Origin of the sequence: Tabrizicola sp., assembly GCF_051645465.1 — a bacterium.
Lineage (GTDB): Bacteria > Pseudomonadota > Alphaproteobacteria > Rhodobacterales > Rhodobacteraceae > Tabrizicola.
This window is the reverse complement of the sequence record NZ_JBOFBI010000299.1, coordinates 1-24,449: the sequence shown is the minus strand read 5'-3', so window position 1 is coordinate 24,449 and position 24,449 is coordinate 1. Positions and strand designations below refer to the sequence as shown.

Annotated in this window: 28 protein-coding genes and 1 tRNA gene; 16 read left to right on the top strand and 13 right to left on the bottom strand. The window is 63.4% G+C overall.

The features are described 5' to 3' along the window. The first annotated feature begins 6 nt into the window (after positions 1 to 6). The gene (locus ACRCSW_RS19360; protein WP_438707288.1) at positions 7 to 978 is read left to right on the top strand and encodes an ABC transporter permease; all 972 of its coding nucleotides are present in this window, start codon (positions 7 to 9) and stop codon (positions 976 to 978) included. Positions 979 to 1,060: 82 nt separating this feature from the next. Here ACRCSW_RS19360 and ACRCSW_RS19355 read toward each other — a convergent pair whose 3' ends face one another. From ACRCSW_RS19355 to ACRCSW_RS19340, 4 genes are read right to left on the bottom strand one after another with little or no spacing between them, the layout of a single operon-like run. After that, positions 1,061 to 1,999, bottom strand: coding sequence for an AEC family transporter (locus tag ACRCSW_RS19355; protein WP_438707287.1), 939 nt, complete (start codon positions 1,997 to 1,999; stop codon positions 1,061 to 1,063). Between the two features lies 1 nt (position 2,000). Then, positions 2,001 to 2,798 carry an MBL fold metallo-hydrolase gene (locus ACRCSW_RS19350; protein ID WP_438707286.1) on the bottom strand — a complete coding sequence of 266 codons (798 nt, stop codon included), beginning with the start codon at positions 2,796 to 2,798 and terminating at the stop codon, positions 2,001 to 2,003. Further along, the gene (locus ACRCSW_RS19345; RefSeq protein ID WP_438707285.1) at positions 2,798 to 3,598 is read right to left on the bottom strand and encodes a TatD family hydrolase; all 801 of its coding nucleotides are present in this window, start codon (positions 3,596 to 3,598) and stop codon (positions 2,798 to 2,800) included. The genes ACRCSW_RS19350 and ACRCSW_RS19345 overlap by 1 nt, the downstream gene beginning before the upstream one ends. Positions 3,599 to 3,604: 6 nt before the next feature. Continuing rightward, positions 3,605 to 4,729, bottom strand: coding sequence for a DNA polymerase III subunit delta' (locus tag ACRCSW_RS19340; protein WP_438707284.1), 1,125 nt, complete (start codon positions 4,727 to 4,729; stop codon positions 3,605 to 3,607). 414 nt (positions 4,730 to 5,143) lie between these two features. On the opposite strand from ACRCSW_RS19340, the gene ACRCSW_RS19335 reads away from it, so the two are divergent. Together ACRCSW_RS19335 and ACRCSW_RS19330 are read left to right on the top strand one after the other, a co-directional pair. Further along, positions 5,144 to 5,635, top strand: a complete 492-nt coding sequence (locus ACRCSW_RS19335) for a cupin domain-containing protein (protein ID WP_438707283.1) — start codon at positions 5,144 to 5,146, stop codon at positions 5,633 to 5,635. A gap of 221 nt (positions 5,636 to 5,856) precedes the next feature. Then, positions 5,857 to 6,762, top strand: a complete 906-nt coding sequence (locus tag ACRCSW_RS19330) for a helix-turn-helix domain-containing protein (protein ID WP_438707282.1) — start codon at positions 5,857 to 5,859, stop codon at positions 6,760 to 6,762. Positions 6,763 to 6,794: 32 nt separating this feature from the next. On the opposite strand, the gene tmk is transcribed toward ACRCSW_RS19330, so the two are convergent. Genes tmk through ACRCSW_RS19315 form a run of 3 tightly spaced genes read right to left on the bottom strand, consistent with a single transcriptional unit; the run spans position 6,795 to position 9,747 of the window. Beyond that, positions 6,795 to 7,418 carry a dTMP kinase gene (tmk, locus tag ACRCSW_RS19325; protein ID WP_438707281.1) on the bottom strand — a complete coding sequence of 208 codons (624 nt, stop codon included), beginning with the start codon at positions 7,416 to 7,418 and terminating at the stop codon, positions 6,795 to 6,797. Continuing rightward, entirely contained in the window at positions 7,419 to 8,573 is a 1,155-nt protein-coding gene (locus ACRCSW_RS19320; protein ID WP_438707280.1) for a D-alanyl-D-alanine carboxypeptidase family protein, read from the bottom strand. Between the two features lie 19 nt (positions 8,574 to 8,592). Continuing rightward, a complete protein-coding gene (locus ACRCSW_RS19315; protein ID WP_438707279.1) occupies positions 8,593 to 9,747 on the bottom strand; it encodes an SPOR domain-containing protein in 1,155 nt (384 codons plus the stop codon). A gap of 406 nt (positions 9,748 to 10,153) precedes the next feature. Here ACRCSW_RS19315 and ACRCSW_RS19310 point away from each other — a divergent pair. Then, positions 10,154 to 10,243: transfer RNA gene (locus ACRCSW_RS19310), tRNA-Ser, on the top strand. A gap of 542 nt (positions 10,244 to 10,785) precedes the next feature. Here ACRCSW_RS19310 and ACRCSW_RS19305 read toward each other — a convergent pair. From ACRCSW_RS19305 to ACRCSW_RS19290, 4 genes are read right to left on the bottom strand one after another with little or no spacing between them, the layout of a single operon-like run. After that, positions 10,786 to 11,394, bottom strand: a complete 609-nt coding sequence (locus ACRCSW_RS19305) for a hypothetical protein (protein ID WP_438707278.1) — start codon at positions 11,392 to 11,394, stop codon at positions 10,786 to 10,788. Between the two features lie 32 nt (positions 11,395 to 11,426). Further along, a complete protein-coding gene (locus ACRCSW_RS19300) occupies positions 11,427 to 12,347 on the bottom strand; it encodes a recombinase family protein (protein ID WP_438707277.1) in 921 nt (306 codons plus the stop codon). After that, entirely contained in the window at positions 12,344 to 12,775 is a 432-nt protein-coding gene (locus ACRCSW_RS19295; protein ID WP_438707276.1) for a DUF2924 domain-containing protein, read from the bottom strand. Before ACRCSW_RS19295 ends, ACRCSW_RS19300 begins: the two co-directional genes overlap by 4 nt. Then, a complete protein-coding gene (locus tag ACRCSW_RS19290; protein WP_438707275.1) occupies positions 12,775 to 13,224 on the bottom strand; it encodes a DUF3489 domain-containing protein in 450 nt (149 codons plus the stop codon). The genes ACRCSW_RS19295 and ACRCSW_RS19290 overlap by 1 nt, the downstream gene beginning before the upstream one ends. Before the next feature lie 267 nt (positions 13,225 to 13,491). Here ACRCSW_RS19290 and ACRCSW_RS19285 point away from each other — a divergent pair, with 267 nt between their 5' ends. After that, a complete protein-coding gene (locus tag ACRCSW_RS19285; protein WP_438707274.1) occupies positions 13,492 to 14,688 on the top strand; it encodes a site-specific DNA-methyltransferase in 1,197 nt (398 codons plus the stop codon). Beyond that, a complete protein-coding gene (locus ACRCSW_RS19280) occupies positions 14,685 to 15,224 on the top strand; it encodes a DUF5681 domain-containing protein (protein WP_438707273.1) in 540 nt (179 codons plus the stop codon). The genes ACRCSW_RS19285 and ACRCSW_RS19280 overlap by 4 nt, the downstream gene beginning before the upstream one ends. An 86-nt stretch (positions 15,225 to 15,310) precedes the next feature. Here the strand turns inward: ACRCSW_RS19280 and ACRCSW_RS19275 are convergent, their stop codons facing one another. Together ACRCSW_RS19275 and ACRCSW_RS19270 are read right to left on the bottom strand one after the other, a co-directional pair. After that, positions 15,311 to 15,505 carry a hypothetical protein gene (locus ACRCSW_RS19275; protein ID WP_438707272.1) on the bottom strand — a complete coding sequence of 65 codons (195 nt, stop codon included), beginning with the start codon at positions 15,503 to 15,505 and terminating at the stop codon, positions 15,311 to 15,313. Continuing rightward, on the bottom strand, positions 15,492 to 16,055 hold the full coding sequence (locus tag ACRCSW_RS19270) for a hypothetical protein (RefSeq protein ID WP_438707271.1): 564 nt from the start codon (positions 16,053 to 16,055) through the stop codon (positions 15,492 to 15,494). Before ACRCSW_RS19270 ends, ACRCSW_RS19275 begins: the two co-directional genes overlap by 14 nt. 141 nt (positions 16,056 to 16,196) lie before the next feature. Here ACRCSW_RS19270 and ACRCSW_RS19265 point away from each other — a divergent pair, with 141 nt between their 5' ends. From ACRCSW_RS19265 to ACRCSW_RS19220, 10 genes are all read left to right on the top strand, one after another. Next, the gene (locus tag ACRCSW_RS19265; protein ID WP_438707270.1) at positions 16,197 to 16,721 is read left to right on the top strand and encodes a helix-turn-helix domain-containing protein; all 525 of its coding nucleotides are present in this window, start codon (positions 16,197 to 16,199) and stop codon (positions 16,719 to 16,721) included. Positions 16,722 to 16,824: 103 nt separating this feature from the next. Continuing rightward, entirely contained in the window at positions 16,825 to 17,112 is a 288-nt protein-coding gene (locus ACRCSW_RS19260; RefSeq protein ID WP_438707269.1) for an H-NS histone family protein, read from the top strand. Between the two features lie 422 nt (positions 17,113 to 17,534). Then, positions 17,535 to 18,437, top strand: coding sequence for a LysR family transcriptional regulator (locus ACRCSW_RS19255; protein WP_438707268.1), 903 nt, complete (start codon positions 17,535 to 17,537; stop codon positions 18,435 to 18,437). A gap of 358 nt (positions 18,438 to 18,795) precedes the next feature. Then, a complete protein-coding gene (locus ACRCSW_RS19250) occupies positions 18,796 to 19,185 on the top strand; it encodes a hypothetical protein (protein ID WP_438707267.1) in 390 nt (129 codons plus the stop codon). A gap of 53 nt (positions 19,186 to 19,238) precedes the next feature. After that, positions 19,239 to 19,730: a cupin domain-containing protein gene (locus ACRCSW_RS19245; RefSeq protein WP_438707266.1), complete on the top strand. Its 492-nt coding sequence runs from the start codon at positions 19,239 to 19,241 to the stop codon at positions 19,728 to 19,730. A gap of 150 nt (positions 19,731 to 19,880) precedes the next feature. Continuing rightward, positions 19,881 to 20,501 carry a DUF302 domain-containing protein gene (locus ACRCSW_RS19240; RefSeq protein WP_438707265.1) on the top strand — a complete coding sequence of 207 codons (621 nt, stop codon included), beginning with the start codon at positions 19,881 to 19,883 and terminating at the stop codon, positions 20,499 to 20,501. 129 nt (positions 20,502 to 20,630) lie between these two features. Beyond that, a complete protein-coding gene (locus ACRCSW_RS19235) occupies positions 20,631 to 21,770 on the top strand; it encodes a patatin-like phospholipase family protein (protein WP_438707264.1) in 1,140 nt (379 codons plus the stop codon). 32 nt (positions 21,771 to 21,802) lie between these two features. Continuing rightward, positions 21,803 to 22,588 carry a 3-hydroxybutyrate dehydrogenase gene (locus ACRCSW_RS19230; protein WP_438707263.1) on the top strand — a complete coding sequence of 262 codons (786 nt, stop codon included), beginning with the start codon at positions 21,803 to 21,805 and terminating at the stop codon, positions 22,586 to 22,588. 1 nt (position 22,589) lies between these two features. Continuing rightward, a complete protein-coding gene (locus ACRCSW_RS19225) occupies positions 22,590 to 23,882 on the top strand; it encodes an NAD(P)/FAD-dependent oxidoreductase (protein WP_438707262.1) in 1,293 nt (430 codons plus the stop codon). After that, on the top strand, positions 23,879 to 24,449 hold a 571-nt coding region (locus tag ACRCSW_RS19220; protein ID WP_438707261.1), incomplete at its 3' end, for an MFS transporter. The genes ACRCSW_RS19225 and ACRCSW_RS19220, both read left to right, overlap by 4 nt.

Genomic DNA, 24,449 nt, shown 5'->3' with positions numbered 1-24,449 from the left:
AAGACCATGGCCCTTCCCACCTATGCTTCGCCGCTGGAACGCGTCTGGCACTATACCTATCTGGTGATCTGCGCGCTGGTCTTCGTCTTCCTGATCGCACCTGTGCTGATCGTGATCCCGCTTTCGTTCAACGCCGAGCCGTACTTTACCTTCACGCCGAAAATGCTGTCTTTCGATCCCGAAGGCTACTCTCTGCGGTGGTATGACACGCTACTGACGTTCGGCCACCCGACCGCCGAGGCGCCACGCGATAGTGACTGGTGGTGGACTGTGTGGGAGCGGTCGACCTGGGTAGTCGCGGCGAAGAACTCGCTTTGGGTTGGGCTCTGGGCGACGATCCTGGCGACTACCCTTGGCACTATCGCGGCGCTGGGGCTTTCCCGACCCGAAATGCCCAATCGGCGGCTGATCATGGCGCTGTTGATCAGCCCGATGATTGTGCCGATTATCATCGTGGCGGTGGGGATGAGCTTTTTCTTCGCTCAGGCCTGTGTGCCGCTGGACAACTCGCTTGGTGCGGCGGTCGGGACGTTCTTGTCAGACAAGGGCTGCTTGGTGAATTCCTATCTGGGGGCGATAATGGCCCATGCGGTGCTGGGCATTCCTTTCGTCGTCATAACGGTTACTGCGACGCTATCGGGCTTTGACCAGTCCCTTATCCGCGCGGCGCAGTCGATGGGGGCTAACCAGCAGACGGTCTTTTTTCGGGTCATTATGCCGCTGATCCTGCCTGGAATCATCTCGGGTGCGCTCTTTGCCTTTGTCACCTCGTTCGACGAGGTGGTGGCGGTTCTGTTCATCTGGGGACCCGAGCAGAAGACAATCCCGCGCCAGATGTTCACCGGGATGCGGGACGCGATCAACCCGGCGATCCTGTCGGTGGCAACGATCCTGGTGGTGATCTCGGTCCTGCTGCTGGCGACGGTGGAGCTTTTGCGGCGCCGGTCGGATCGGCTGCGGGGTGTGACGGGGCGGTAGGGGGCGGCTCGTCGTTCGACTTCGTCTCCTCCTCGCAAGGGTGCAGCGACGAGTGGTCGAAGACCATCGAGGAGCGGTGGCCTTAAGGCAGGACGCCCAGCCAGAACCAGGCGGTCACCACTGCAAGGACAGTTCCAATCAGGACCGAGGTCGCGGCGACTTTCTTTCCGACGCCATACATGTTGGCGAAAAGATAGGCGTTGATACCGGGCGGCATGGCACCCGTCAGGGTGGCAGAGCGAAGCTCTGGCGTCGTCAGCCCCAGTGCTCCTTGACCAAGCCCGTAGGTGATCGCCGGGTGCAGGATCAGCGACAAACCGGTCACCATCGCGACAATCCGGAGGTCGCCATCGGGCCGGTAGCGGGTGAGGACGCCGCCCAGCCCGAAGAGCGAGGCGGGAATGCCGGCCGTGCCGATCATCGTGACGGCGTCCCAGGCCACACCAGGCACGGGCAGCTGAAAGATGTTGACCGCGAAACCGGCTGTGATCCCGATGATCAGCGGATTGGTCACCAGGCCCAGACCGATCTGCCGCAGGACGCGCGGCATGGCCAGGCCCAGGCCACGGGACTTCACGACCTCCATCGCGGTGATGCCGAACGCGTACATCAGCGGCGAATGAAGCGCGATAAGGGCGTAATTCGTGGTCAGGGCGTCAGGTCCATAGGCCCGTTCGGTGATTGGCAGACCAAGGAGCAGAGTGTTGGAGAAGAGGCAGGCGAAACCGATTGCCACGCAATCCGGGCCTGGACGGCCAAAGAGGAACCGCGCGCCGAGGCAGCCCAGGATGAAGCAGGCAAAGGCCCCAGTGTAGAAGGCCAGGAAGGGCTCAAGCTGAATGTCGCGGGCAAGGTCCAGTTGCGCCACGCCAAGGAACAGGACGCAAGGCACGGCGACCCCTTGCGCAAAGCGCATCAGACCGTCGATCGCCTCGGACTGCAACCACCCGGCGCGTGTTGCCCCGTATCCTGCGGCCATCACGAGAAAGACCGGCAGGATCACCTCGATCAGGGCCTGCATGTCAGTCCTCGATCTCGACGACAAGCCCGTCATAGGCGGCAGCTACGTTGTCGGGCGTTTCCGCTTCGACCGTCGCATGGTCGAGGTCGTTGTGCATGTTCGTGAGGATTGCCGCGCGGGGTTGCATCCGCGCAATCCAGTCCAGGGCCTCGGCCAGGTGAAAGTGCGTTGGATGCGGGTGACGGCGGAGCGCGTCCAGGATCCAGAGGTCGAGCCCCTGAAGCGCAGGCAGAGCGTCGTCTGGAACGGCTGATACATCAGGCAGATAGGCGACATTCCTGATGCGGAACCCCAGGGCTTCGATATCGCCATGCTCGACCCGGAACGGCGTAAGGCTGATTTCGCCGCCGTCACCGTCAATGGTGAAAGGCCCCTTGATCGTGTGCATGTCGCAGATCGACGGATAGGACGAGCCCTCCGGCTGGACGAAGGCATAGCCGAACCGTGCGAACAGTGCCTCTTGTGTCGGCGGATCGGCCCAGACGGGCAGGCGGCGGCGGTTGTGGATGACGATCTGCCGCAGGTCGTCCAGCCCATGTACGTGGTCGGCGTGGTTGTGGGTATAGACGACCGCGTCGAGCGCTGCGACGTCGGCCCTGAGGAGCTGTTCGCGCATGTCGGGCGAGGTGTCGATCAGGACGCGGGTGGTACCGGCTTCGGACAGCCGTTCGATCAGAAGCGAGCAGCGCGTCCGGCGGTTCTTGGGGTTGGCCGGATCGCAGGCACCCCAGAGATTGCCGATGCGGGGCACACCCCCCGACGAGCCGCAGCCGAGGATGGTGAACCGCAGCCGGGCCATCAGGCTGCTCCTCTCACGCGGGGGAAGAGGCGGTCGAAATTGGCGGTGGTTTGCGCGGCGAAGGCCTCAAGGCTTAGCCCGAAGAGGGGGGCGAGGGCGCGGGCCGTATGGGCGACATAGGCCGGTTCGTTCCGCTTGCCTCTGAACGGCGGCGGCGCGAGGTAGGGGCTGTCGGTCTCCAGGATCAGCCGGTCGAGCGGGGCTTTCGCGAAGATGTCGCGGAGGTCCTGGCTTTTGGGGAAGGCGGCGATGCCGGAGATCGAGAGTGTGAAGCCCATCTCCAGCGTTGCTTCCGCGAGGCGGGGACCGGAGGAGAAGCAGTGCATCACGCAGGTAAAGGGCCGCTTCGCCATGCCTTCGGCCAGGATCGCCTCCATGTCATGATCGGCGTCGCGGGCGTGGATGATGAGGGGGAGGCCGGTCTCTTGTGCGGCTTCGATATGGATGCGTAGCGAGGTTTGCTGGATGGCTTTCGAGTCTACCGTGTAGTGGTAGTCGAGGCCCGTCTCGCCGATCCCGACCATCCGGGGATGGCGGGTGAGGGTGACAAGTTCCTCCACACTTGCAAGGGGTTCTTCGGCGGCACTCATCGGGTGGGTGCCGGCGGCGTAGAAGACCTCGGGGTAGGCCTCGGCGATTGCGCGGACCTTGGGTTCGTTCTTGAGCCGGGTGCAGATGGTAACCATCCGGGTAACCCCGGCGGCTGCGGCGCGGGCAATGATCTGGGGGATTTCTCCAACAAGATCGGGGAAGTCGAGGTGGCAGTGGCTGTCGACGAGATCCGGGAGGGAGGAGGGCATGCGGGGCTACCTTTGGGCGAGGGAACCCGCCGTCTCGTCGACCTTCAGGAGGATATCCATCAGAAGCGCCGCAGGGTCAAGGTTGACCGCCTTGCCGCGCCGGGCGCGGGCGGAGAGGGTCTGGGCAAGCTCGGCCCAGGCGCGGGCGGCATGGGGGTGGGGGGAGAGGCGGGCGAGAAGCTGGGCCTCGTTGGGGGCCGCTTCGGGTGGGATATCGCCGGTGGCACCATGGCGGGCGAGGCGGGCGAGGAAGAGGTCGATCAGGGTGACGAGGAGGTCGAAGGTCTCGGTGGCGCCCTTTGCGGCGGCGAGGTCGGCGAGGGCCAGGGCTTGCGGGCGGTCGAGGCGGGGCAGGGTGGAGAAGAGGCGGGTGAGGGCGGTGTAGAGCTTGAGGCCTTCGAGGTTCGTCATGCGGAAGGCCTCACCGACCGAGCCGCCGGAAAGCTCGGCGAGTGCGGTGCGGTCTTCGGGGGCGATCTCGCCGCCGGCCTGGGTCAGGGCGTCGGCGAGGTCCTGCGGGCTTAGGGGGGCAAGACGGAGCTCGCGGCAGCGGGAGCGGATGGTGGGGAGGAGCCGGGCGGGCTGGTGGGCGATCAGGAAAAAGGTGACTTTCTCTGGCGGTTCTTCGAGAAGTTTCAGAAGCGCGTTGGCGGCGGCGGTGTTCATCTCGTCAAGGCTGTCGACGATCGCGGTGCGGCGGCCGCCGTCGGTGGCGGAGAGGGTGAAGAACGATTTCATCCGGCGGACCTCGTCGACCGAGATGGTCTGGGATAGGGCGGTTTCCTTTTCGTTGGGGCCGCGGCGGAGGAGGAAGTTCCTGGGCTCGGCCAGCTGGAGGAGGCGGCGGGCGATGGGATGGTCGGGAGGGACGTCAACGGTGGTTGGCGGTGGGGCCGCGAACATTCCGCCGTCGTCTTCCGGGGTGGCGAGCAGGAACCGGGCGAGGCGCCAGGCGAGGGTGGCTTTGCCAACGCCCTTCAGTCCGGTGAGCATCCAGGCGTGGTGGAGGCGGCTGGAGGTGAAGGCCGCAAGGAACTCGGCTTCCGGCCCGGCATGGCCGAAAAGCGTGCCGGTCTCCCTTGGGTGGGGCGCGCCTTCGAGGCGGTCGGGTTCGGGGAGGGGCTCGGCCATGGGAGGGGTATGCCGCGCCGGGCGGGGGCCGTAAAGGGGGCAGGTGAGGTGTCCCACGGTGGGACAAGGGGGTGGGGTAAGGGATTTCAGAGGGTTAGGTGGGCGGTAAGGATTTGTTAGGGGTTTCTGGGGGAGTTTGTGGGAAGGCGCGAGGGCTTACGGGATGTGCCATTTGCCGCCCGTACTCTACGTCCCTCATCATATCCCGAAAACGAGCAGCAGCCCATCAATCAGGTGGTGCAGAGAACCGCATGATCGGTCCAAGGAAGCTCGGATTCGTCAATCAATCTGGGACCCTCACGTCTAAACCAGCACAAGAGGTGCCGATGATCGGGGCCTCGTGAGGGCCGATTGGATGTCTTGCGACGTCACATCTTCAGACCCGCACAGACACGACAATGGAAAGAACTCATTATGAACACTCAGGACTTACGATCATCGAACCGGGCGGCGACGGGCGGCGCACTCAACGGCGCAGTCGTTGCCCGACCGGAAGACGGGGTATGGTTCGACGTTGTCCCTGGCGAAAGCGCGACAGTCCGGATCCCTTCCGACATGGTGGGTGGTCGCTATACGATCATGGAGCATGATATCGCACCAGAGGCGGGCCCGCCGCTGCATTCCCACGTCGAGGAGGAGGTTTTCGTCGTGCTTGAGGGTGTCATTACCTTCGTGAACGGCGACGATCGGTTCGAGGGGTCTGCAGGCACAATTGTCGTCATCCCGGCAGGGACGGCGCACACCTGGGCCAATCTTTCCGGCAAACCGGCGCGGATGCGGACGATGTTCACGCCCGGCGGCATCGAAAAGCTGTTCTCGAACCTCGCGGGCCTGAGCCCGGATGCTTTTGTGGCGCTGGCAGAGACGTTTGGCAGCAAAATTCTGGGCCCCGGCATTAGTGCCTGAGCGATCAAGGACAGCGCGGGGAAACCTGCGCTGCCCGTTCCCACGCAACGGTTGCTTCCCGGACCAATAATGTCCTTGGGCACCCGTGGGCCAAGCGGAGAGGTGCCGACAGGATAGCAACGCAACATCAAGCCAACGCTGCCGGTGGATGCGTGCTAAGACGTGCGCAGCGCCCGTTCTGCACCTCTGGATATCAAACATCCACCAAAAGGACGGCATGCATGGCTTTCGCCAGCAAAAAGAACACGAAGCTGCCCGGCCCCCGTTTCCCCGGTGATGGCCCCCGGCTGGTTACGCCGACCCGCAATGCGGCGCTAAGCGTCACGCGCTTTGCCCCGAGCAACGTCGAGGACGGGTTGATCGCTGGCATGCCCGCCGACGACGCCCATGTCATCCTGTTCCAGCTGCGGGCGCATCCCGCCCATGATTTCTGGGTCGACGGGAAATACACCCCCGCGGAATCGGCGCCGCGCGCGACGCTGAGTATTTTCGATCTTGGCGAGGAGCCACATGGCAGGTTGACCCATGCGGTCGATACTCTGATGTTCCATATCCCGAAACTGGCCCTCGACGAGATCGCCGAGGATGCCGGGGCGCGACCGATCTCCACGCTTACCGCGCCGGATGGGTGGAGAACGCATGATCCCATCGTCAGCCGTCTGCAGGACTACATTCTGGATGCCCTCGCCGCGCCCGGACAGTCTGCGCGGCTATTGCAGGATCACGTCATGCTGGGCCTTGCCGCCCATTTTGCGCAAGCCTATGGCGGGATGGCAAAGTCAGTGCTGCGCCAGGGTGGATTGGCGCCCTGGCAGGAGAGCCGCGCCAAGGAGTTCATTGCCGCAAACCTGTCGAAGTCGATTTCGCTGCAGGATATTGCCGACAAATGTGGTCTGTCGCTGGCCCATTTCTCGAGGGCGTTCAAGACGTCCGTCGGTACGACCCCTCATAATTGGCTGCAGATACGCCGGATCGCGCTGGCAAAGGATCTGCTGCTGGCCTCGCAACGCGACCTTGCGGCTATCGCCCTTGACTGCGGGTTCGCAGACCAGAGCCATTTCACGCGGACGTTCTCACGGTCAAATGGTGAAGGACCCGGAGCATGGCGGCGCGCACGCCAAAGCTGAAACACTGATTGCTACAGCGCGGCATTTCGCTGTCACGCGGTCCTGAGACGCGCCACGACCGTTTCCCAGACCCGTTCCGCGACCATTTCCGGCTTAGCATCGCCGTCGATCACCCGGAACCGGGGTTGCGCCCTAGCCAGCGCCAGAAACCCCTCCCGGGCCTTTTCCTGAAACGCCAGCCCCATGTCCTCGAACCGCAGTTCCTTCCCCGCGCGGGCGGTGGCGCGGGAGAGGCCTAGGGCGGGGTCGAGGTCGATGAGGAGGGTCAGGTCGGGCTCGATGCCGATCATCAGGTCGTGCAGGCGGTCGACTGTGGCGGTGAGGTCGCCTCGGGTCACGCCCTGGAAGACGCGGGTGGAATCGGCGAAGCGGTCGGTGATGACGATCTCGCCGCGCTGAAGGGCGGGGCGGATGGTCTTTTCCAGGTGGTCGCGGCGGGCGGCGGTGAAGAGGAGGATCTCGGTCTCGGGGGACCAGCGGTCGGTGGCGCCTTCTCGGACGAGGCGGCGGATTTCCTCGGCGCCGGGGCTGCCGCCGGGTTCGCGGGTGAGGGTGACAGTGTGGCCCTTGGCGCGGAGCGTATCGGCCAGACGGCGGGCTTGCGTCGACTTGCCGGAGCCGTCGATGCCTTCGAAGCTGAGGAAAAGGCCGGGCATTCAGCTGGCCGGGGACCCGATGTAGCGGCCGTAAAGGGACCAGCCGGCGGTGGTGAGGCGTTTCAGGAACCCCGCGGTGCCGACATCGCTTTCGGCCACGAGCGGAACGCGGCGGTCGGGCAGGTCGGGGACGTGAACGATAAGCTCGGCCACGGGGGAGCCCTTGATGACGGGGGCGAGGAGGGGGCCGTTGTAGACGACCTCGGCGGTCATCTGGTCCTGGACGAGGGCGGGGACCAGAAGGCTGATGTCCTCGGCTGGGACGAGGCCCACGGTGTCGGCGTCGCCGAGGTGGACTTCGGCTTCGGCCACGCGGGTGCCTGACTTGGCCACGGTCTTTTCCGAGAACTGCCGGAAGGCCCAGCCGACGATCCGCTCGGCCTCATCGGCGCGGGCCTCATCGGAGGCGAGGCCGGTGATGACGAAGATGATGCGGCGGTCGCCCTGCTTGGCGCTGCCGACAAGGCCGTAGCCGGCCTCTTGCGTGTGGCCGGTCTTCAGCCCGTCGGCACCGATGCCGAGATCGAGAAGGGGGTTGCGGTTGAAGCGGTTTTCGGGCGCGCGGTCTTTGTAACTGAACTCGGTCTCGGCAAAGACCGGGTAGTATTCGGGGAAATCCTCGATCAGGTGCTGGGCGAGGATGCCAAGATCGCGCATCGACATCTGGTGGCCGGGGGCGGGCCAACCGCTTGAGTTCAGGAAGACCGAATTGGTCATTCCAAGCGCGCGGCCACGTTCGGTCATCTGCGCCGAGAAGGCCTCTTCGGTCCCGGCAAGCCCTTCGGCCACGACGACGCAGGCGTCATTTCCGGAGTTCACGATCATGCCGTGGATCAGGTCGCTGACCGTGGGGCGGTCGGTTTCCTGCAGGAACATGGTCGAGCCGCCCATGGCTTTCGCGCGGGTGGAGACGGCGAACTCGGTCTCCATCGTGACGCGGCCGTCGCGCAGCGCTTCGAAGAGCATGTTGATCGTCATGAGCTTCGACATCGAGGCCGGGGGAAGCGGCTGGTCGGCGTTCTTGTCCATGAGCACGGTGCCGGTGGTCATGTCGTAGACCCAGGCAGCACTTGCCGACGTCTCGAAGGCGCGGGCGGGCAGGGCGGCGAGCGCCAGGGCGACAAGGATCAGGGCGGTGCGCAGGCGGTGGATCATGGGCGGGCTTCCGGAGAGGTCAGGTCAGGAAATAGGCGTCGGCGAAACCGGCGTCCTTGATCTTTTTCAGCATGGCGTCATCGCCCATCACGACGACACCCCAGACCGCCTTGCCGTTCCGCTCGGACTTCTGCGGGGTCGCGGTGATGCCGATCTTGGCCAGAGCCTCGGCGGCGCGCTTGGCGTTGTCTTCCTTGGAGAACGAGGCGACCTGGATTGGCCTGGCGCCTGCTGCCGCCGTCGGCGGGACCTCTGGCTCGGCTGCGGCGGTGGCCTTGGCCGGTTCGTTCCCGGAGGCTTCCGTTGCCGGTTCGGCGCTTCGGGCATCGAGAGGGGCGGATTCGATTGCAGCGACGCCAGCCGTGTCGGCCGTTGCGGTCGGGGCTTCGCCTTCGACCATGATTCCGGCGGCGGCGGCTTCTTCGGCGGCTTTTGCTTCGGCGGCGGCCTTCTTCTTCGCCTCGCGGGCGGCCTTCGCCTCGGCCCGGCGTTCTTTCCAGGTCTTGCGCTTGGGCTTTTCGTCAACGGCCAGAGCCGTGCCAGCCGCAAGGGCTGCGGCTGCTGCGGCGTCGGTTCCTTCGGCTGCGACTGCGGCGGCGTCTGCGGCCGGGGCGGCTGCACCGGCGTCGACGGCATCGAGTGCCGCCGAGGCGATTGCTGCCGCGTCGCCATCGGCCGCGGGTTCGGCGGCCGGATCGGTGTCGGCCGCTGCAGTGGCTTCTTCGGCGGCGGCGGGTTCTTCGACCTCTTCCTTCCTGACCGCAGTCACCTGGATCTCGGTCGGCTGGCCTGCGAGGATGCCAAGCGCTTCGGCAGCGTCAGAGGAAAGCTGCAGGCGCGGACCGGGGTTTTCCCGCTCGCGCCGGAAGAGCGCGCCGTTGACCGATTTGCCGGTGGCTGGGTTGAACATCACCACGCGTTCGGGGTTCGTGACTTCGGGCGAAGCGACCCAGATGCCGCCGAGAGAGGGGCGACCGTCCCAAAGCGCGCTGTCGGTGGCCTGGAAAACCTCGGGTGCTTCGACCTCGCGGTTGCCGCCCGCCTTCTTGGACGCCGGGGCGGCGAGGCCCGGGCCTTCTGCCGACCCCCCCGTGCCGCTGCCGTCGACGCAACCGACGAGGAGACCCGTCGTTGCCAATCCGAAAACAATACCCCGGACTACCGCTCTTGCCATCTTCCGCCCTCGGTGCCACACGGTCTGGTTGCCGTGCTTTCTAAATGAACCACCTGTGGTATGGGCCATTACCCCGAGGCGTTGCCCGCCTTTTTGACCACAGTTCCGCCTGCCTTCCGCATGATCATACTGCCTTGCTGCGGCCGTGGGAAGGGCGGAGGCATGCCAATCTGGTCACGATCAGCGGAAATCGCCCGCCAAACGGTCATATTTTGTAGCTGCACGGTCCTGGGCACCTACTGACGGTGTCTTGTGTTCGGATGACGGCTTATTGCTGTCCGTTTCGTCAGCGCTGGACGAGGACGCCGGAATGTGGTTACGACATGTGGCCCTGGGCTTTGCCCTGGGGCCGCCCCCGACCTCCCGCCGCGCCGACTGGCAGTGAGTGGCGGCGGGCGGTTGGTATGGAAGTGTGGCCGAGTGGTTTAAGGCTCTAGTCTTGAAAACTAGCGTACGGGGAACCGTACCGTGGGTTCGAATCCCACCGCTTCCGCCAGCCACCCCTACCATTGCTCGCTTGCTGCCACGACAGTGGCCAACCGCCAGTAACAGGCGGACTTTTGTCGCCAAAACCGGTTCCTGGCGGATCAACGGCGCGCTGGATCCCGGCCTTTGACGCACTTCGCACGACCCGGTCTCCGGCAGCCCGCAGGGAGGTGGAGTTTCATGGGAACAGGGAGTTTTTTCGGTTTTCGATGCAGAAACAGGGCCAGAGCGCAGTGTCTACGCCCTTGGTTGCCGAATAGTCTCGAAATTACCGTAACTTGCAGCGACGAAATCCACTTTCCTGTTTTGAGCGATAACAGGCGATTTATGCGCGATAACAGGTCCTGTTAGGCCCTGATGCGGGTGAATCTCTGCAAGTTAACAGGCGGCGGTCGCTGAACGCAAAGAGAAGAATCCGTGGCCGTTGGTTCGATATCTCGCGCCAAGTATCGGGGCTGAGGGTTTGTCAGCGACCGCGGCGACGGGCTCCGGATTCGAATGTTTCGAACTTGCGCCGCTGTGCTGTCCAGGTGAGTGGGATGTCGCCCTCGATCAGGAGCGCGAGCGTGAGGTTCTCCGGCTGGTCGCCCGCGAGGATGGCGCGTTGCAGGTCGGGAGCAAGAAAGGCCAGACGAACAAGCCGGCGGCGGTGCGACGTATCGGGGAGGCATCGAGGCGCGGCCTGCCGCGCGTATCGCGCGAGAGTATTCGGTGCGCCGCGCGGAGAGCCGCCACCAGGACCGGATCGACCTTGCGCCGGTGTGGCGCGGTCGCCAACACTTCGGTGCGCCCGCTGCCCGCCAAGAAGCGCAGCGGAAGCGTGAGCCGCATCTGACTGGGGTTCGCCGGATCGAGCGCGGCCGCCTCGCCCGGTGCCAGTCGGGAATCGATCCCCCGCAGCATCGTCCCGGGCAAGCGAAGCTCGACGCCGTCGTGCCGCACCTCGACCCGAAGGAGGGCTGCAAGGGGTTCTGTGTCGATCCTGGGATTGTCTGGAAACAGGCGCTGGAGGGCCGCGGAGAGTGCATCTTCCAGGGCAGGAGCCGAGACCCGGCGGGGAGAGGTGTCGCCGGTGCTCCGACGCTGGCCCTGCTGCAGAGGGGCCGAGACATAGTAGCGATAGAGCTTTCCGCCCTTGCCGTAGGCGAAGGTCGGCGACATTGCCTGACCATCGGCGTCGACGATACGGCCGGTCAGGGCGGAACGCGCGACGCTCTCCCGCGCGGCGCCACGCTGGCGGGCATTGCCGTCGAGCCTCTCCTGGACGGCGTTGAAGAGGTCGCGGTCGATGATCGCTGATGCAGCCCAGGGTGATGGGTGTCACGATGACGGATCTCGCCGAGGTAAAGCCGATTGCGCAGGAGGTGGAAGAGTGCCCCCCGGCTGAACGGCTGGCCCCCGGTCACCCGGCCGGTGCGGCTTGTGTGCCGCTTCGACACGACACCACCGGACCGCAGTTCATGTTCCAGCGAATGGACGGAGCCGAGATCGAGATAGCGGGCGAAGATGCGTCGCACGAGCGCGGCTTCGTTGTCGTTCGCGACGAGCGTGCGGCTACCGCCCGTCGGCCTGTAATAGCCGATGGGGAGAACTCCCCCCATCCACATGCCTTTGGCCTTGGAGGCGGCGATCTTGTCGCGGATTCGCTCGCCCGTCACCTCGCGCTCGAACTGGGCGAAGGACAAAAGCACGTTCAGTGTCAACCGCCCCATGCTCGTGGTGGTATTGAAGGCCTGAGTGACCGAGACGAAGCTGACACCGTGGCGATCGAAGATCTCGACCATCCGCGCGAAATCCGCCAGCGCGCGGGTCAGCCGGTCGATCTTGTAGACCACGATGATGTCGATGCGCCCGGCCTCGATGTCGACGAGGAGACGCCGGAGTGCCGGACGCTCCATCGTCGCGCCTGAATAGCCGCCATCGTCGTAAGGCGCGGGCAGGAGTTGCCAGCCTTCCCCGGATTGGCTCTTCACATAGGCGGAGCAGGCGTCCCGCTGCGCATCAAGCGAATTGAACTCCTGGTCCAAGCCTTCGTCCGAGCTTTTGCGGGTGTAGAGCGCGCAGCGCTTGATCTCGGGCCGTTTCGACTCGTGTCGCTTTGGATCAGGCATCATGGTAGCACCTCGTCGGCTCGCAATCCGAAGAACCGCGGCCCGTTCCAGCGGGTACCGGTGGCGGCGCGGGCGACCGAGGACAGGCTCGGGAAGAGCCGCCCGTCCCAGCGGAAACCATCGGTCTCGACGACCACCTCGATGCGCCGCCCCTGCCAGTCGCGGCGCAGGATGGCCCCGAGCCCGAGATGGCGACCCTCGGCTTCGACCGGACCACGGGCGGCGAGGCGCCTGCGGGTCTCGCGGTCGAGGTCGCCGAAGGTCTCGACCTGCAGATGCCAGGCGAGGAGGTGACGCAGAAGCTCCCAGGAGCGCAGCTTTAGCGGCGGACCAATGCGGCTCTCCCAGACGGCGCGAAGGGCGGGCAGATCGAGCCCCGCGAGGGCCTCGATCTCGGTCTCCGTTGCACTCGCCGCAGCGCCTCGCCGCATCACGGGGCCTCCCGGAGTCGGTAGCGCCGCTCTCCGCCGTCCGTCTTCTCGGCCACCACGGTGTGGCCCTTCTTCCGCAGCGCGCCCGCGATGGCGCCGCGCACGGAATGAGCCTGCCAGCCGGTCGCACCCATAAGCTCGGTGATCGTGGCGCCGTCGGGCTGGCGGAGCAGGATGAAGAGGCGGTCGAGCTTTGGCACTGCACGTGCGTTCGCGACCGCCTTTCCGGTCGCAGGGTCGGCTCCGTTCGGCGCGTGATGCTCAGAGGTTGTCGGGTCGGTCGGCGCGGTTGTCGCCTGCAGCGTCGCCCGCTTCGCTTTGGGCCGGCGTTCAGGCCGGGGCGGCGGCGGCGTCGCTGCACTTGCCGTGCCATTGGCCTTGGCTTCGTCGTTCAAGCTCTCGCTACGCGGTGCGTCCGGAATACTGGCGTCGTGTTTGCGGGTGGTCATCTTGTTGCCCTTTCGGTTTGCGGGCAACCTTATCGCCCGTACCGAGGCAAGCCCGGGCATCCGGGTATGACACCAGCAACGCTCTTCTTGCCGCCCAAGTCCAGTCGCTGGAGTAAGATTTTTTCAAGTTCTCGACTGCATTTTTTCACATGGTACGGTGACGGCAGTACATTCGTGAGGAGTTTGCATTGGGCGCGACAACAATTCCATCTCGCGATCTTGTCGTGCGCGAGCGGCTGATCTCCTAGCTCATCCCCTCGCCCCAGAATGCCCGCACCCATTCCCAAGCGCCAGATCGAGCAGATCAAGGCCTCGATCGCCGAGTTCGGCTTTACCAACCCGATCCTCGCCGATCCCGACGGCCATGTGATCGCCGGCCACGGCCGGCTTCTGGCTGCCAAGGCGATGGGGCTGACACGCGTTCCTGTGATCGATCTGGTCGGCCTGTCGGACGCCCAGATCCGCGCGCTGCGCCTGGCCGACAACAAGATCGCCCTCAACGCTGGCTGGGATCTCGAGATCCTGCAGTCGGAACTGGCTGAACTCACGAACATAGACATCGGCATCGACCCGGTGCTGACCGGCTTCACCACTGGCGAGATCGACGTGATCCTGAAGGGCCAGGACGATCCGGATGACGACATTATCCCGGCCGTGCCGGTCACGCCGCGCACCAGGCCGGGCGACATCTGGATCTGCGGCGAGCACCGGATCGGCTGCGGCGACAGCCGGGATGTGGCCTTCCTTGCGCGGGTGGTGGGTGTGGGGACCAAGGTAGATGCGGCCTTCCTCGATCCACCCTACAACGTGCGGATCAGCGGCCATGCCAATGCCAAGGGGCGGCACCGCGAATTCGCGATGGCCTCGGGCGAGATGGGTGAGGCCGAGTTCCGTGACTTTCTGAAGGCAACGCTTGGAGCGGCTGCGGCGGCCTCGCGATCCGGGGCGGTCCACTTCATCTGCATGGACTGGCGGCATATGGAGGATTTGGCGGTCGTTGGCCGGGAGGTGTACGGGGCGTTTCTCAATCTTTGCATGTGGAACAAGTCGAATGCCGGCATGGGATCGCTCTACCGCTCGAAGCACGAGTTGATCTTCGTTTATCGTGTTGGCGACGAGGGTCATCTGAACATGGTCGAGCTCGGACGGCACGGCCGCAACCGGACGAATGTCTGGGACTACGCATCAGTCAACTCGTTCCGCGGCAGCCGGCGCGAGGATCTTGCGCTGCATCCTACAGTGAAGCCCACAGGCCTCGTTGCGGATGCGATCAAGGACGTGAACCGGCACAACGACCTGGTGCTTGACACCTTTCTTGGCTCCGGCACGACGCTGATTGCGGCCGAGCGGGCCGGTCGGCGCTTCCGCGGTCTCGATTTCGATCCGGCCTATGTCGACGTGGCCATCGACCGCTGGTCGGCGCTGACCGGGCGGGAGCCACAGCGTGAGGGTGAAGCGTCGTGACGAAGGGCAATGCGTCCAACGGCGGGCGCTTCAAGCCGGGAGCGAGTGGCAATCCGAAGGGCCGACCAAAGGGCCGTCACCGCAGTGCGCCCTATGAGGCCGTGCTGGGCCAGATGGTGACCGTCCGCGACGGCGCGATCAAGCGCAGAATGTTGGCGGCGGAAGCCTTCATGCTGCACTTGGCCAAGCGGGGCCTGGAAGGAGACGGGAGTGCGGGTCGGGCGATGATGATCGCACTTGAAGCGCTCAAGGGTCAGCAAATTTCCGAGACGCCCCACACAATTGTCGTCAGAGTAGTTTACCCTGGCAGTGTCAACGGAGGTCTGGAGGCACTTCGGATGGCCCGAACGCTTGATGCATTCCGCCCGACCACCCGTCTGATGCTCGAGCCGTGGATCGTCGAGGCCTCACTCGCGCGGCTCGGCGACCGACAGCTTTCCGTGGAAGAGCAACGCATCGTGCTCGCCGCAACCCGGACGCCGCACAAGGTGCGTTGGCCGAACTGTTGGGAGAAGGACCTGAGGGAACGGAAATGACAGCCGAGCCCGGCATGGCCGGAGCAAGGACCTCCACGTCGGAAGAAGTCTTGGTCAGTCAAGCGGAGTAAGACATCGGCACTCGTTCACTGCTGCAACTGCCCCGCGATCTCGTCGATCAATCGTCCGCACTCGGCGTGCGCGGTGCTGATCTTGTCGATGAGAGTCCTTGCCGTGGTCGCGGTCTTTCTTCGCCTTTGCCCCTCGGCGGCGAGGGCTGCGGCATCTTCGAAGATCGCAGTCAGATGGGCGAAAAGCTCTTCGACCTCACGGCGCGGCACAATCCGGCTCCATTTGGCCTGTCGCTGCAATACCCGGCTGGGTCCCAACCAGATATCCCGGCGGAGGCCCGAACAGCCGCTGCGCCAAGACGTCGGCCGTCGCGAGCCGCTCGAACGATGCGATGCCGAGAACCCTGTGCTCGGGCTTCTCGGCTTTTATGCCGTCGGCATTGCCCTTGCTGTGTCGCCCGACCCTGTCCCCGAGCGATGGGGTCGGCTCGCCAGGAGCGCCGCCGAACCAGAAATAGTCGACAGCGTCGAGACTGGTGGGGTCGAAGCGGATCCAGACGATGCAACCGCCCGGTCGGTCAGCGAGGCGGGTGTTGATGGTCTGGCGGGCCGTCTTCGATCCGGCGAAGCTCGACTTGAGCTGGATGTGGCGCTGGAGCCCGTTTGCTTCGAGCAGCAGGTCGTATCCGCTGCGATCGGTATGAGAGTGAAGGACATCGACCGGCTCACCACGCTTCCACATCTCGCGGCAGATGGCGGCGAGAAAGCCATATTCGAGATACTGCTCCCGGAGGCTGGAATCTGTCGAATGGATCATCATCGGGTCGGATCAACTTCCCTGCATATATGCGACACGTGTGGTCTCGTCCTGGTGACGATTGCTTCCCGTGAGGCCCAAGTCCAGCAAAATGAGACTCATCGTCTGTAGACCAGACAGCTGCACCCATGGCCCTGATCGGCCATGGATGTGCGCAAGCGGGTCGGCCGCAATCTCGCGGAGTTCAGGAAACAGGCAGGCCTTTCGCAAGAGGGGCTGGCCGACGAATGCGGCCTGCACCGGACCTATGTGAGCGGAGTCGAGCGCGGCGTCCGCAATCCGACGGTGGTTGTCTTGGAGAAAACTGCGCTGGCCCTTGGTATTGCGACGTCACGACTTCTGGACGAAGGTCCGGATGAGCGAGACGGACGGCAAGCCACGCTTAGTGGTCAGTGCAAAGCCTTATGCGGAAGTCCAGTATCTTCTGTCGCCTGGCGAGATTGCCGCGTTGACGCCAAGCGCATGTGCGGGGAGAACGCTGTCAGACCAACCAACTGGCGGTATGGCGGGGCGTCCGACTGGCTTCATGCTGGGACCCTTGATTGTGGAGGCCACACTGAAGCGACCGGTGCCCGGCGCCTGTCGCCCGAGCCACAGAAGACCGTCCTGATGGCGCCCCGGACGCCGAGGAAGGTCGCCTGGGCTGACTGGTGGGAGGCGCGGGGGTAAGGCGGACAGCGCGCTGGGTTCCAGACCCGTCCGTTGACGAAACTCTTTGCCGGATCAGCTTCTTCTGACTAATGGCGTGCAAAGCGACAGCGAGATCCCCGCCATGAACCTCACGAAGATCAACAACCTAACGCTCACCGAGTTGAAGCTCTTGCAGCGCGAACTCGACAGCGCCATTGCCAACTACGACGATCGCAGGAAGAGCGAGGCTCTGGCCGAACTGCACGAGCGGGCGAAGCAGCTTGGCTTCACGCTCGCCGAACTCACGGGGACGCGGAGGCGCCGCAAGAGCGCAGGACCGGGCAGACCGAAATACCGCCATCCGGAAAACCCCGAGATCACCTGGACCGGCAAGGGACGCCGTCCGGCCTGGTTCCTCGCCGCATTGTAGGCGGGCAGATAGGAAGCATCGTTGGCGGTCTGAAGGGGGGAGAGCAGCCGTTGGCTGCGGCATGGACGAATGACTGGAATGCGGCCGACTTTTGCTCGGCAGAATGGGTTGCTTGGGAGTTTCGGCGCATACAGCGGCAGTTCAAGTCTTTTCCGCAATGCGGCACTTCGTTCGCCACAGAAAACCGTGAGACGTACGATCCAGTACGACGACACCGGCACGGCTACGTGCCTGCTCCGCGAAAATCAAAAATCTGTTGGCGCACTAACCAGTGAAGCCACGCGAAAGACAGATCAAGTTTCTGGCACCACACCATCTCGTGTAGCATCCGCTTAGGAACGCAGTGTTACGACCCGCCGCAGCGATGGAACCCAACAGGCGGCGGAAACCATTGTCGGCCTGAACCCGAAGCAAAAACCGCGATGACCGCAATCATGGATATGAATCAGATACGTTACTTTGTTGCCCTTGCCGAAACCTTGAGCTTCACCAAGGCAGCTGAAAAGTGCGACGTGACGCAGCCTACGATGTCGCGGGGAATTAAGCTTCTTGAACAGAGGCTTGGCGGTCAGCTGTTGCGTCGTGAACGTGGTCGTACGCATCTGACGGAACTTGGGCACAACGTCTTGCGCGGATTTCAGACCATCCTGGTCCAGTTGGACGCGGTGCAAGCCGAAGCAGAAAAACTCTCCACCCCGACCAGGGCGACGCTGAAACTGGGGATCATGTGTACGATTGGCCCCGGCATGCTGATCCCGATCATTTCGCACCTGGCCACGCGCGCACCGCAGTTGAACATCGAGCTGCTTGAGGCGCCCGTCACCAAAATAATCGATATGTTGAGCGAAGGGCATCTGGATGTCGCATTGGTTGGCGCCCCGAAATACCCCGAAATTCTGTCAATCACTCCGCTTTACGACGAAAGATATGTTGTTGCCTTTCCGCGGGGTCATAGATTCGAAAAGATGGATGCGGTGCCGGTCACAGAGCTGAACGGAGAACCATACCTTGAGCGCCTGAATTGCGAATATGTCCTGCACTACAACGAGTCGGAAGGTCCGTTCGAAATTTCTCCCGATGTCCGATATAAGAGCGAGCATGAAGACTGGATTCAAGCGATGATTCTTGCCGGAATGGGGTGCGCCTGCATGCCCGAATACATGGCACTATTCCCAGAACTAATGCGCAGGCCCCTGACCAGCCCAGAAATCAATCGGACTATCTCCTTGGCGACGGTACGCGGACGCCGGCACACGCCGGCGATCGGCCTCTTTGTGCGCCTCAGCATGGAGTTCCACCGAAACCGGCGTGCCATCGGCACCTGACGGGCCGGTTGGACCATCCCGCGTCTAGCGGTCGTTGTACTCATATCTGCCTAGCCTTAAACCTCTGTATGGATGATAAAAAAAGACGTGTCGCGGTTATCGCGTCAAGCGTTGAAGAGCGCACGTCATTTGACATGAGCGGTCCGCGCGACGCGCCGATTCGGGTTTTGCGCCCGCCGCGGTTCTCGAATTGCGTCTCGCATGATTTCGCGCCGAGTACATACGCGATGCGTATTGAATCCATGCGGGGCACCGGGTTCCTCGACCATATCGACCAATGGTATCAGTGCGCCATCTTTGGGGGGGCAGATCTCACTGACTGCCACTTTATGAGACATCAACTGGGAGGGGACATCCAATGCCAACGGGCGAGAAAACTCAGTCGTCACTGCAAACACCTGCGAACGCATTGAGCGAAGTGAGAGCTGCCTGGGTCAACGATGCCGTGTCGAGAATGAAACGCTTGACTGCTGCAGAAACCGACATTTCACGCGGCATAGCGCAGTTGATCGACGCCAGCCTTGGCGCCGCAGTTCTTTCGCAAAAGGATTTTGCGAAGGCTACCAATGACGCCATCAGCAGTAACGATCCAGTGATGCTGATGATGCTGCCGCAAAAGTTCTTACATGCGGCCATTCGTGACAGCCTGGAGAACTCGGCGCGCACCTTGCAATACGCCCAAACCCTGTTTTCGCAGATCCATGCCGCGGCGCTCACATCAGACGAGGGCGACAGCCGCAAGACGTGAACGAAACAGCAGTCGGACCCTTACCTCAATTCCTCATGAAAGGACCTGGACCAATGATCATGATCAAGATGAATGCTTGGACCGCCGGAATGCTTGCAGGCGCGATTTGTGCAGGCGCACTGATGCCGTTGCAGGCATTCGCAGGCGAGTGTCCGGCAGATCAGGTCGCGGAAGGTGCGCGGACCACAGGCGAAACCACCGCAAAGGATGTGACCGACACGGTCATCTCCACCATTGACCTGTCGTCAAAGGGCGAGGCGTTCAAGGGCTATATGCTGCGCATGCGCCGTTTGGAAATCGCTCCGGGCGGCATTGTGCCGTGGCATTCGCACGAGGTGCGCGCGGCCAATATCCTGGTCCTGGAGGGCACGATCATCGAATACCGCAGCACCTGCAAAGTCGGCATCGAGCACAAGGCGGGCGACGTCGTGGGTGAATTTGGCGCCGACCTGGCGCATTGGTGGAAGAACGAAAGCGATAAGCCCGTGGTCATCATTTCGAGTGACCTTTTGCCACCTGAGATGCCCAAGCCCGAGACGATGTAGTCGGCACGGCCACTCCCCATCCGGGACGCGGCAACGTGAGTTGCCGCGTCCCATGACAGCGCCACAGCGTCAGTCTTCGGACGGCAAGCGCACCCTGCGCGATCCATTGTCGGCGTAGCAGTCGCGCCGCGCCGCGTAACAGGTCAAAGAATGGAAACTGAAATCATGTTGGAGCGAACCAATACTCCCACGTCACCGGGCGAACGTTCGGTGCCTGCGGTGGTCAAGGCGCAAGTCGCCAAGGTTGGTCCTGGTCTGGCGGGGCCGTGCCTGATCGCAATCTTCGCCATTGCGACGACCTTGTGCGCGCCAAACCCGCTGGCGGCGGAGGACGCTGACAACGTGGTTTTGCAGGGAGATGGCCTGTTGCGGACCCGCAGCGCCTATTCGGTCGCGGAAACGGTAGAGCGCCTGCGTGCCGACATCGAGGGCAAGGGGATCATGTTCTTTACCGCGATTGACCAGGGCGAACTTGGTCGCGGCGCCGACATCGAACTGCCGCCGTCACAGCTGATCCTGTTCGGAAATCCCCCCTTGGGCGTGTTGTTCCTGACTTCCAATCCCGAAAGCGGCATGGATTGGCCGGTTCGCATGCTGATCCACGAAGACAAGGCGGGCGCGGTCTGGACCGTCTATCAGGACTGGAACTGGGTGGCCGCACGCTATGCCATCGGGGATCGCCAGGCCGAGTTTGCCAAGGCCACCGAAGTGGTGGCTTCCATCGTGGCATCGGTGGCTGACTGCAATCCCATTGCAGACTGCACGGAATAGCCGCGGCGTTCCTTGCGCGCCCGGCAACAATTCAGACTTCTGGCACACGGTCCCGCGACCCGACATTCCCATAGTGTCGCGGGTGACGGATCGCCACACCCACAGACATTCAGGAAAAAGGCGCATCCGATGAGCATGATGGACAAGGAAATCAAGAAACTCGGACAGACGGCCCTTGTCCTGCAGGGCGGCGGCGCGCTTGGCGCATATCAGGTCGGCGTTTTCCAGGCACTGCATGAGGCTGGCATCGAGTTGGACTGGGTTATCGGAACCTCGATCGGAGCGATAAATGCCGCGATCATCGCGGGCAACAAGCCTGCCGATCGGCTTGACCGGCTGACCGAATTCTGGAAACGCGTGGAGCACAAGCAGACCTTTGGGTTTCCGAACTTTTTCGGTGCGATGTCACGCACCATGGAGACCATCAGCACGGGTCTGGACGGGTTTTTTCGTCCTCGCGCAGCGGCATTCATGAACCCGCACGCGGTTCTGGGCGCAGAAAACGCGGGGTACTACTCGGTCGATCCCTTGCGTAAGACGCTGTCGGATCTGATCGACTTTGACCATCTCAATCGGTCGGGCGTGCGTCTGACGGTGGGCGCATCGTCGGTCCGGACAGCGGAAATGCGCTATTTCGACAGCCGCAACATGCCGCTGGGACTGAAGCACATCCTTGCCTCCGGGGCACTGCCACCATCCTTTCCGGCGGTGCGGATCGATGGCGAGCTTTACTGGGACGGCGGCATCCTGTCGAACACGCCGGTCGAAGTCATTTTTGACGACGCCCCGCGACTGAGCGGGCTGGTCTTTGCCGTGCATATCTGGAACCCGACCGGGAAAGAGCCCCAGACGATGTGGGAGGTGATGAACCGGCAGAAGGACGTCCAGTACTCCAGCCGCGCCGTGGCGCATATCAAGCGCCAACGCCAGCTGCACCGGCTGCGGCACGTCGTCTCGGAACTTGGCAAGCTTTTGCCAGAGGATGTGAAAAAGCAGGCCGATGTACGCGAGCTGCTGAGCTACGGCTGCAAGACCAGCATGCATGTCGTGCGCTTGCTTGCGCCGTCACTGCCTTATGAAGACCATCTCAAGGACATCGACTTCAGCCGCGAGGGCATCCGCCAGCGCCGCGAGGCGGGATACCGCGACGCCAACGAAATGCTTGAAAGGGCACCCTGGCGCGAGGCCTTTGATCCGATCGACGGCTTCATCCTGCACGAGGTGGCGGGCACCGAAGTCACAAAGGCCGCCGCCGCAGCCGATGCGTGACGCCGACATTTCCTGCCACCTAGGAGACAGCCATGAACTTGACGGGAAAGACGATTGTCATAACGGGCTCGACATCCGGCATCGGGCTGGGGATCGCCAAGGGCTTTGCGGCCGTGAACGCGAATGTCGTCATCAACGGCTTTGGTGACGCTGACGAAATAGCCCGCGAAGTCGCGGGGCTGGCCGAACTTGGTTCGGGAGCAGTGGTTTATAACCCGGCAGACATGTCAAAGCCCGACCAGATCGTCGCGATGATCAGCAAGGCAGAAGCGCGATTTGGCGGGGTAGACGTGGTCGTGAACAATGCCGGCATTCAGACCGTTGCGTCGGTGGAGAACTTTCCACCGGAACGGTGGGACCTGATCATCGCCATCAACATGAATTCCGCCTTTCATACCACACGCGCGGCCCTGCCGGGCATGAAACGCCGAGGCTGGGGCCGGATCATCAATATCTCATCCGCCCATGGTCTGGTCGCGTCGCCGTTCAAATCGGCCTATGTGACGGCCAAGCACGGCATCACCGGCTTTACCAAGACCATTGCGCTGGAAGCGGCGCAGGACGGCGTGACGGTGAACGCGATCTGTCCGGGCTATGTGCTGACGCCGCTGGTTGAAAAGCAGATCCCCGAAACCGCTGCCGCGCGGGGTATCTCGGAAGAAGCTGTCAAGCGTGACGTGCTGCTTGCGGCGCAATGGACCAAGAAGTTCGTCACGGTCGAGCAATTGGCCGGCGTTGCCTTGTTCCTGTGCTCGGACGCCGCCGAGAACATCACCGGCGTATCGCTGCCGGTCGATGGCGGCTGGACCGCGGCCTGAAATGCAGCCCACGTCGGTCCGTCCCAAGGTCATCATCGTTGGCGGCGGCTTCGCCGGAATAGCTGCGGCCAAGGGGCTTGCGGGCGCGCCTGTCGACGTGCTTCTGATAGACCGGCTCAATCACAGCCTCTTTCAGCCGTTGCTGTATCAAGTCGCGACATCGGCGCTTGGTCCGTCGCATATTGCCCAACCAATCCGGCATATCCTGCGCCGTGCCAAAAACGTAAGTGTGCATTGGGACGAGGTGACGGGCATTGATAGGTCGGCGCGTCGGATCCATACCCTGTCCGGCCAACAGTTGCCGTTTGATTTCCTGGTGATCGCCACCGGCGCCACGCACAGCTATTTTGGCCGCGACGACTGGGCGAAACATGCTCCGGGCCTGAAATCGATCGAGGACGCCTTTGTGCTCCGGGGCCGGATTCTGGGCGCGTTCGAACGGGCCGAGATGCAGCCGATCGGACCGGAACGCGACGCGCAGCTGGAGTTTGTCATCGTCGGTGCCGGGCCTACGGGCGTCGAGCTGGCCGGCGCGCTGGCAGAACTTGCGCGCCATTCGCTGGCCCGGGACTTCCGCTCCGTCTCATCACACTGCGCCAAGATCAAGCTTGTCGAGGCAGGCCCGCGCATCCTTCCAAACTTCAACGAGAAGCTGGCGAAGGCCGCACATAGATCACTTGAGCAATTGGGCGTCGACATCCTGACCGGAAGCCGCGTGACAGAGATTGAAGCGGGCCGGGTGCGGCTTGGTGACCGGGAAGTCGCGTCCGAAACAGTGATCTGGGCGGCCGGTGTGAAAGCCTCGCCTGCTGCGCGGTGGCTTGATGTTGAGCCGGACCAGGTCGGGCGCGTCCCCGTCGACAAGCACCTGCGCATCGCGGAGGACCAACGCATTTTCGTGATCGGCGATACCGCCGCGCATCGGCCCGAGGGATCGGAACGACCTTTGCCGGGGGTCGCGCCCGTGGCCAAGCAGATGGGATCCCATGTTGCAAAGGTGATCAAGGCGACCGTTCTTGGGCGCCCCGATCCCGCCCCCTTTCGCTATCGGCAGTGGGGCAACCTGGCCACGATTGGCCGCAACAAGGCGATTGCAGATTTCGGCCGCGTCAGGTTCTCGGGCTTTCCAGCTTGGGCAATCTGGTCGCTGGTCCATGTTGCCTTGCTCAGCGGAACCCTTAGCCGCGCCTCGGTCGTCCTAAGCTGGGTGTGGTCCTATCTGACCTGGGAACGCGGTGCCCGGATAATCCTTTCGGCAGCCGAGCCTGCGCAAGAGAAGGAGACGAATGCATGAGTTCCTTCTTTGTCGGGGTGTTGGGGGGTGATCGCCCGCGTGATGTTTTCCGACGCTCGTCGATCATTGCGCTGATCAGCTTTCTGACGCTGATCGACCTGTTTGGCGCCCAGGCACTGCTTCCGCAGATCATCGTCGCTTTCAAGGCCGATCCTGGCACGGCCGGCCTGGCCGTCAACGCCGCAACCCTTGGCATGGCCATGTCCGGTCTGACCGTCGCATGGTTTGCCGACAGGATAAATCGCAAACGCGGCATCTGGATGTGCCTGCTGCTGCTGGCCATCCCCACAGCGCTTTTGTCCCTGACCGACAGCATTTGGGTCTTCCTTGCGCTGCGGGTCGTTCAGGGCATGTTCATGGCAGCGGCGTTCACCCTGACCATGACCTATCTGTCTGAGCACTGTACGGCGATGGCTGTCGGTGGAGCCCTTGCGGCCTATATCACCGGCAATGTCGCCTCGAACCTGTTCGGCAGGTTGGCCGCGGTGACGGCGGCGGACGCGACCGGCCTTTCGGGGTCGTTTCTGTTCTTCGCGGTCCTGAACGTCGTCGGTGCCGTTTGTGCGT

Coding starts and splice junctions, on each gene's coding strand:
- ACRCSW_RS19300 (WP_438707277.1), bottom strand. CDS start 12,347: ATGATGCCTGATCCAAAGCGACACGAGTCGAAACGGCCCGAGATCAAG.
- ACRCSW_RS19255 (WP_438707268.1), top strand. CDS start 17,535: ATGACCGCAATCATGGATATGAATCAGATACGTTACTTTGTTGCCCTT.
- ACRCSW_RS19315 (WP_438707279.1), bottom strand. CDS start 9,747: ATGGCAAGAGCGGTAGTCCGGGGTATTGTTTTCGGATTGGCAACGACG.
- ACRCSW_RS19285 (WP_438707274.1), top strand. CDS start 13,492: ATGCCCGCACCCATTCCCAAGCGCCAGATCGAGCAGATCAAGGCCTCG.
- ACRCSW_RS19240 (WP_438707265.1), top strand. CDS start 19,881: ATGGAAACTGAAATCATGTTGGAGCGAACCAATACTCCCACGTCACCG.
- ACRCSW_RS19225 (WP_438707262.1), top strand. CDS start 22,590: ATGCAGCCCACGTCGGTCCGTCCCAAGGTCATCATCGTTGGCGGCGGC.
- ACRCSW_RS19320 (WP_438707280.1), bottom strand. CDS start 8,573: ATGATCCACCGCCTGCGCACCGCCCTGATCCTTGTCGCCCTGGCGCTC.
- ACRCSW_RS19250 (WP_438707267.1), top strand. CDS start 18,796: ATGCCAACGGGCGAGAAAACTCAGTCGTCACTGCAAACACCTGCGAAC.
- ACRCSW_RS19245 (WP_438707266.1), top strand. CDS start 19,239: ATGATCATGATCAAGATGAATGCTTGGACCGCCGGAATGCTTGCAGGC.
- ACRCSW_RS19260 (WP_438707269.1), top strand. CDS start 16,825: ATGAACCTCACGAAGATCAACAACCTAACGCTCACCGAGTTGAAGCTC.
- ACRCSW_RS19335 (WP_438707283.1), top strand. CDS start 5,144: ATGAACACTCAGGACTTACGATCATCGAACCGGGCGGCGACGGGCGGC.
- ACRCSW_RS19330 (WP_438707282.1), top strand. CDS start 5,857: ATGGCTTTCGCCAGCAAAAAGAACACGAAGCTGCCCGGCCCCCGTTTC.
- ACRCSW_RS19295 (WP_438707276.1), bottom strand. CDS start 12,775: ATGCGGCGAGGCGCTGCGGCGAGTGCAACGGAGACCGAGATCGAGGCC.
- ACRCSW_RS19290 (WP_438707275.1), bottom strand. CDS start 13,224: ATGACCACCCGCAAACACGACGCCAGTATTCCGGACGCACCGCGTAGC.
- ACRCSW_RS19270 (WP_438707271.1), bottom strand. CDS start 16,055: ATGATGATCCATTCGACAGATTCCAGCCTCCGGGAGCAGTATCTCGAA.
- ACRCSW_RS19305 (WP_438707278.1), bottom strand. CDS start 11,394: ATGTCGCCGACCTTCGCCTACGGCAAGGGCGGAAAGCTCTATCGCTAC.
- ACRCSW_RS19360 (WP_438707288.1), top strand. CDS start 7: ATGGCCCTTCCCACCTATGCTTCGCCGCTGGAACGCGTCTGGCACTAT.
- ACRCSW_RS19340 (WP_438707284.1), bottom strand. CDS start 4,729: ATGGCCGAGCCCCTCCCCGAACCCGACCGCCTCGAAGGCGCGCCCCAC.
- ACRCSW_RS19235 (WP_438707264.1), top strand. CDS start 20,631: ATGAGCATGATGGACAAGGAAATCAAGAAACTCGGACAGACGGCCCTT.
- ACRCSW_RS19265 (WP_438707270.1), top strand. CDS start 16,197: ATGGATGTGCGCAAGCGGGTCGGCCGCAATCTCGCGGAGTTCAGGAAA.
- ACRCSW_RS19350 (WP_438707286.1), bottom strand. CDS start 2,798: ATGGCCCGGCTGCGGTTCACCATCCTCGGCTGCGGCTCGTCGGGGGGT.
- ACRCSW_RS19345 (WP_438707285.1), bottom strand. CDS start 3,598: ATGCCCTCCTCCCTCCCGGATCTCGTCGACAGCCACTGCCACCTCGAC.
- tmk (WP_438707281.1), bottom strand. CDS start 7,418: ATGCCCGGCCTTTTCCTCAGCTTCGAAGGCATCGACGGCTCCGGCAAG.
- ACRCSW_RS19355 (WP_438707287.1), bottom strand. CDS start 1,999: ATGCAGGCCCTGATCGAGGTGATCCTGCCGGTCTTTCTCGTGATGGCC.
- ACRCSW_RS19230 (WP_438707263.1), top strand. CDS start 21,803: ATGAACTTGACGGGAAAGACGATTGTCATAACGGGCTCGACATCCGGC.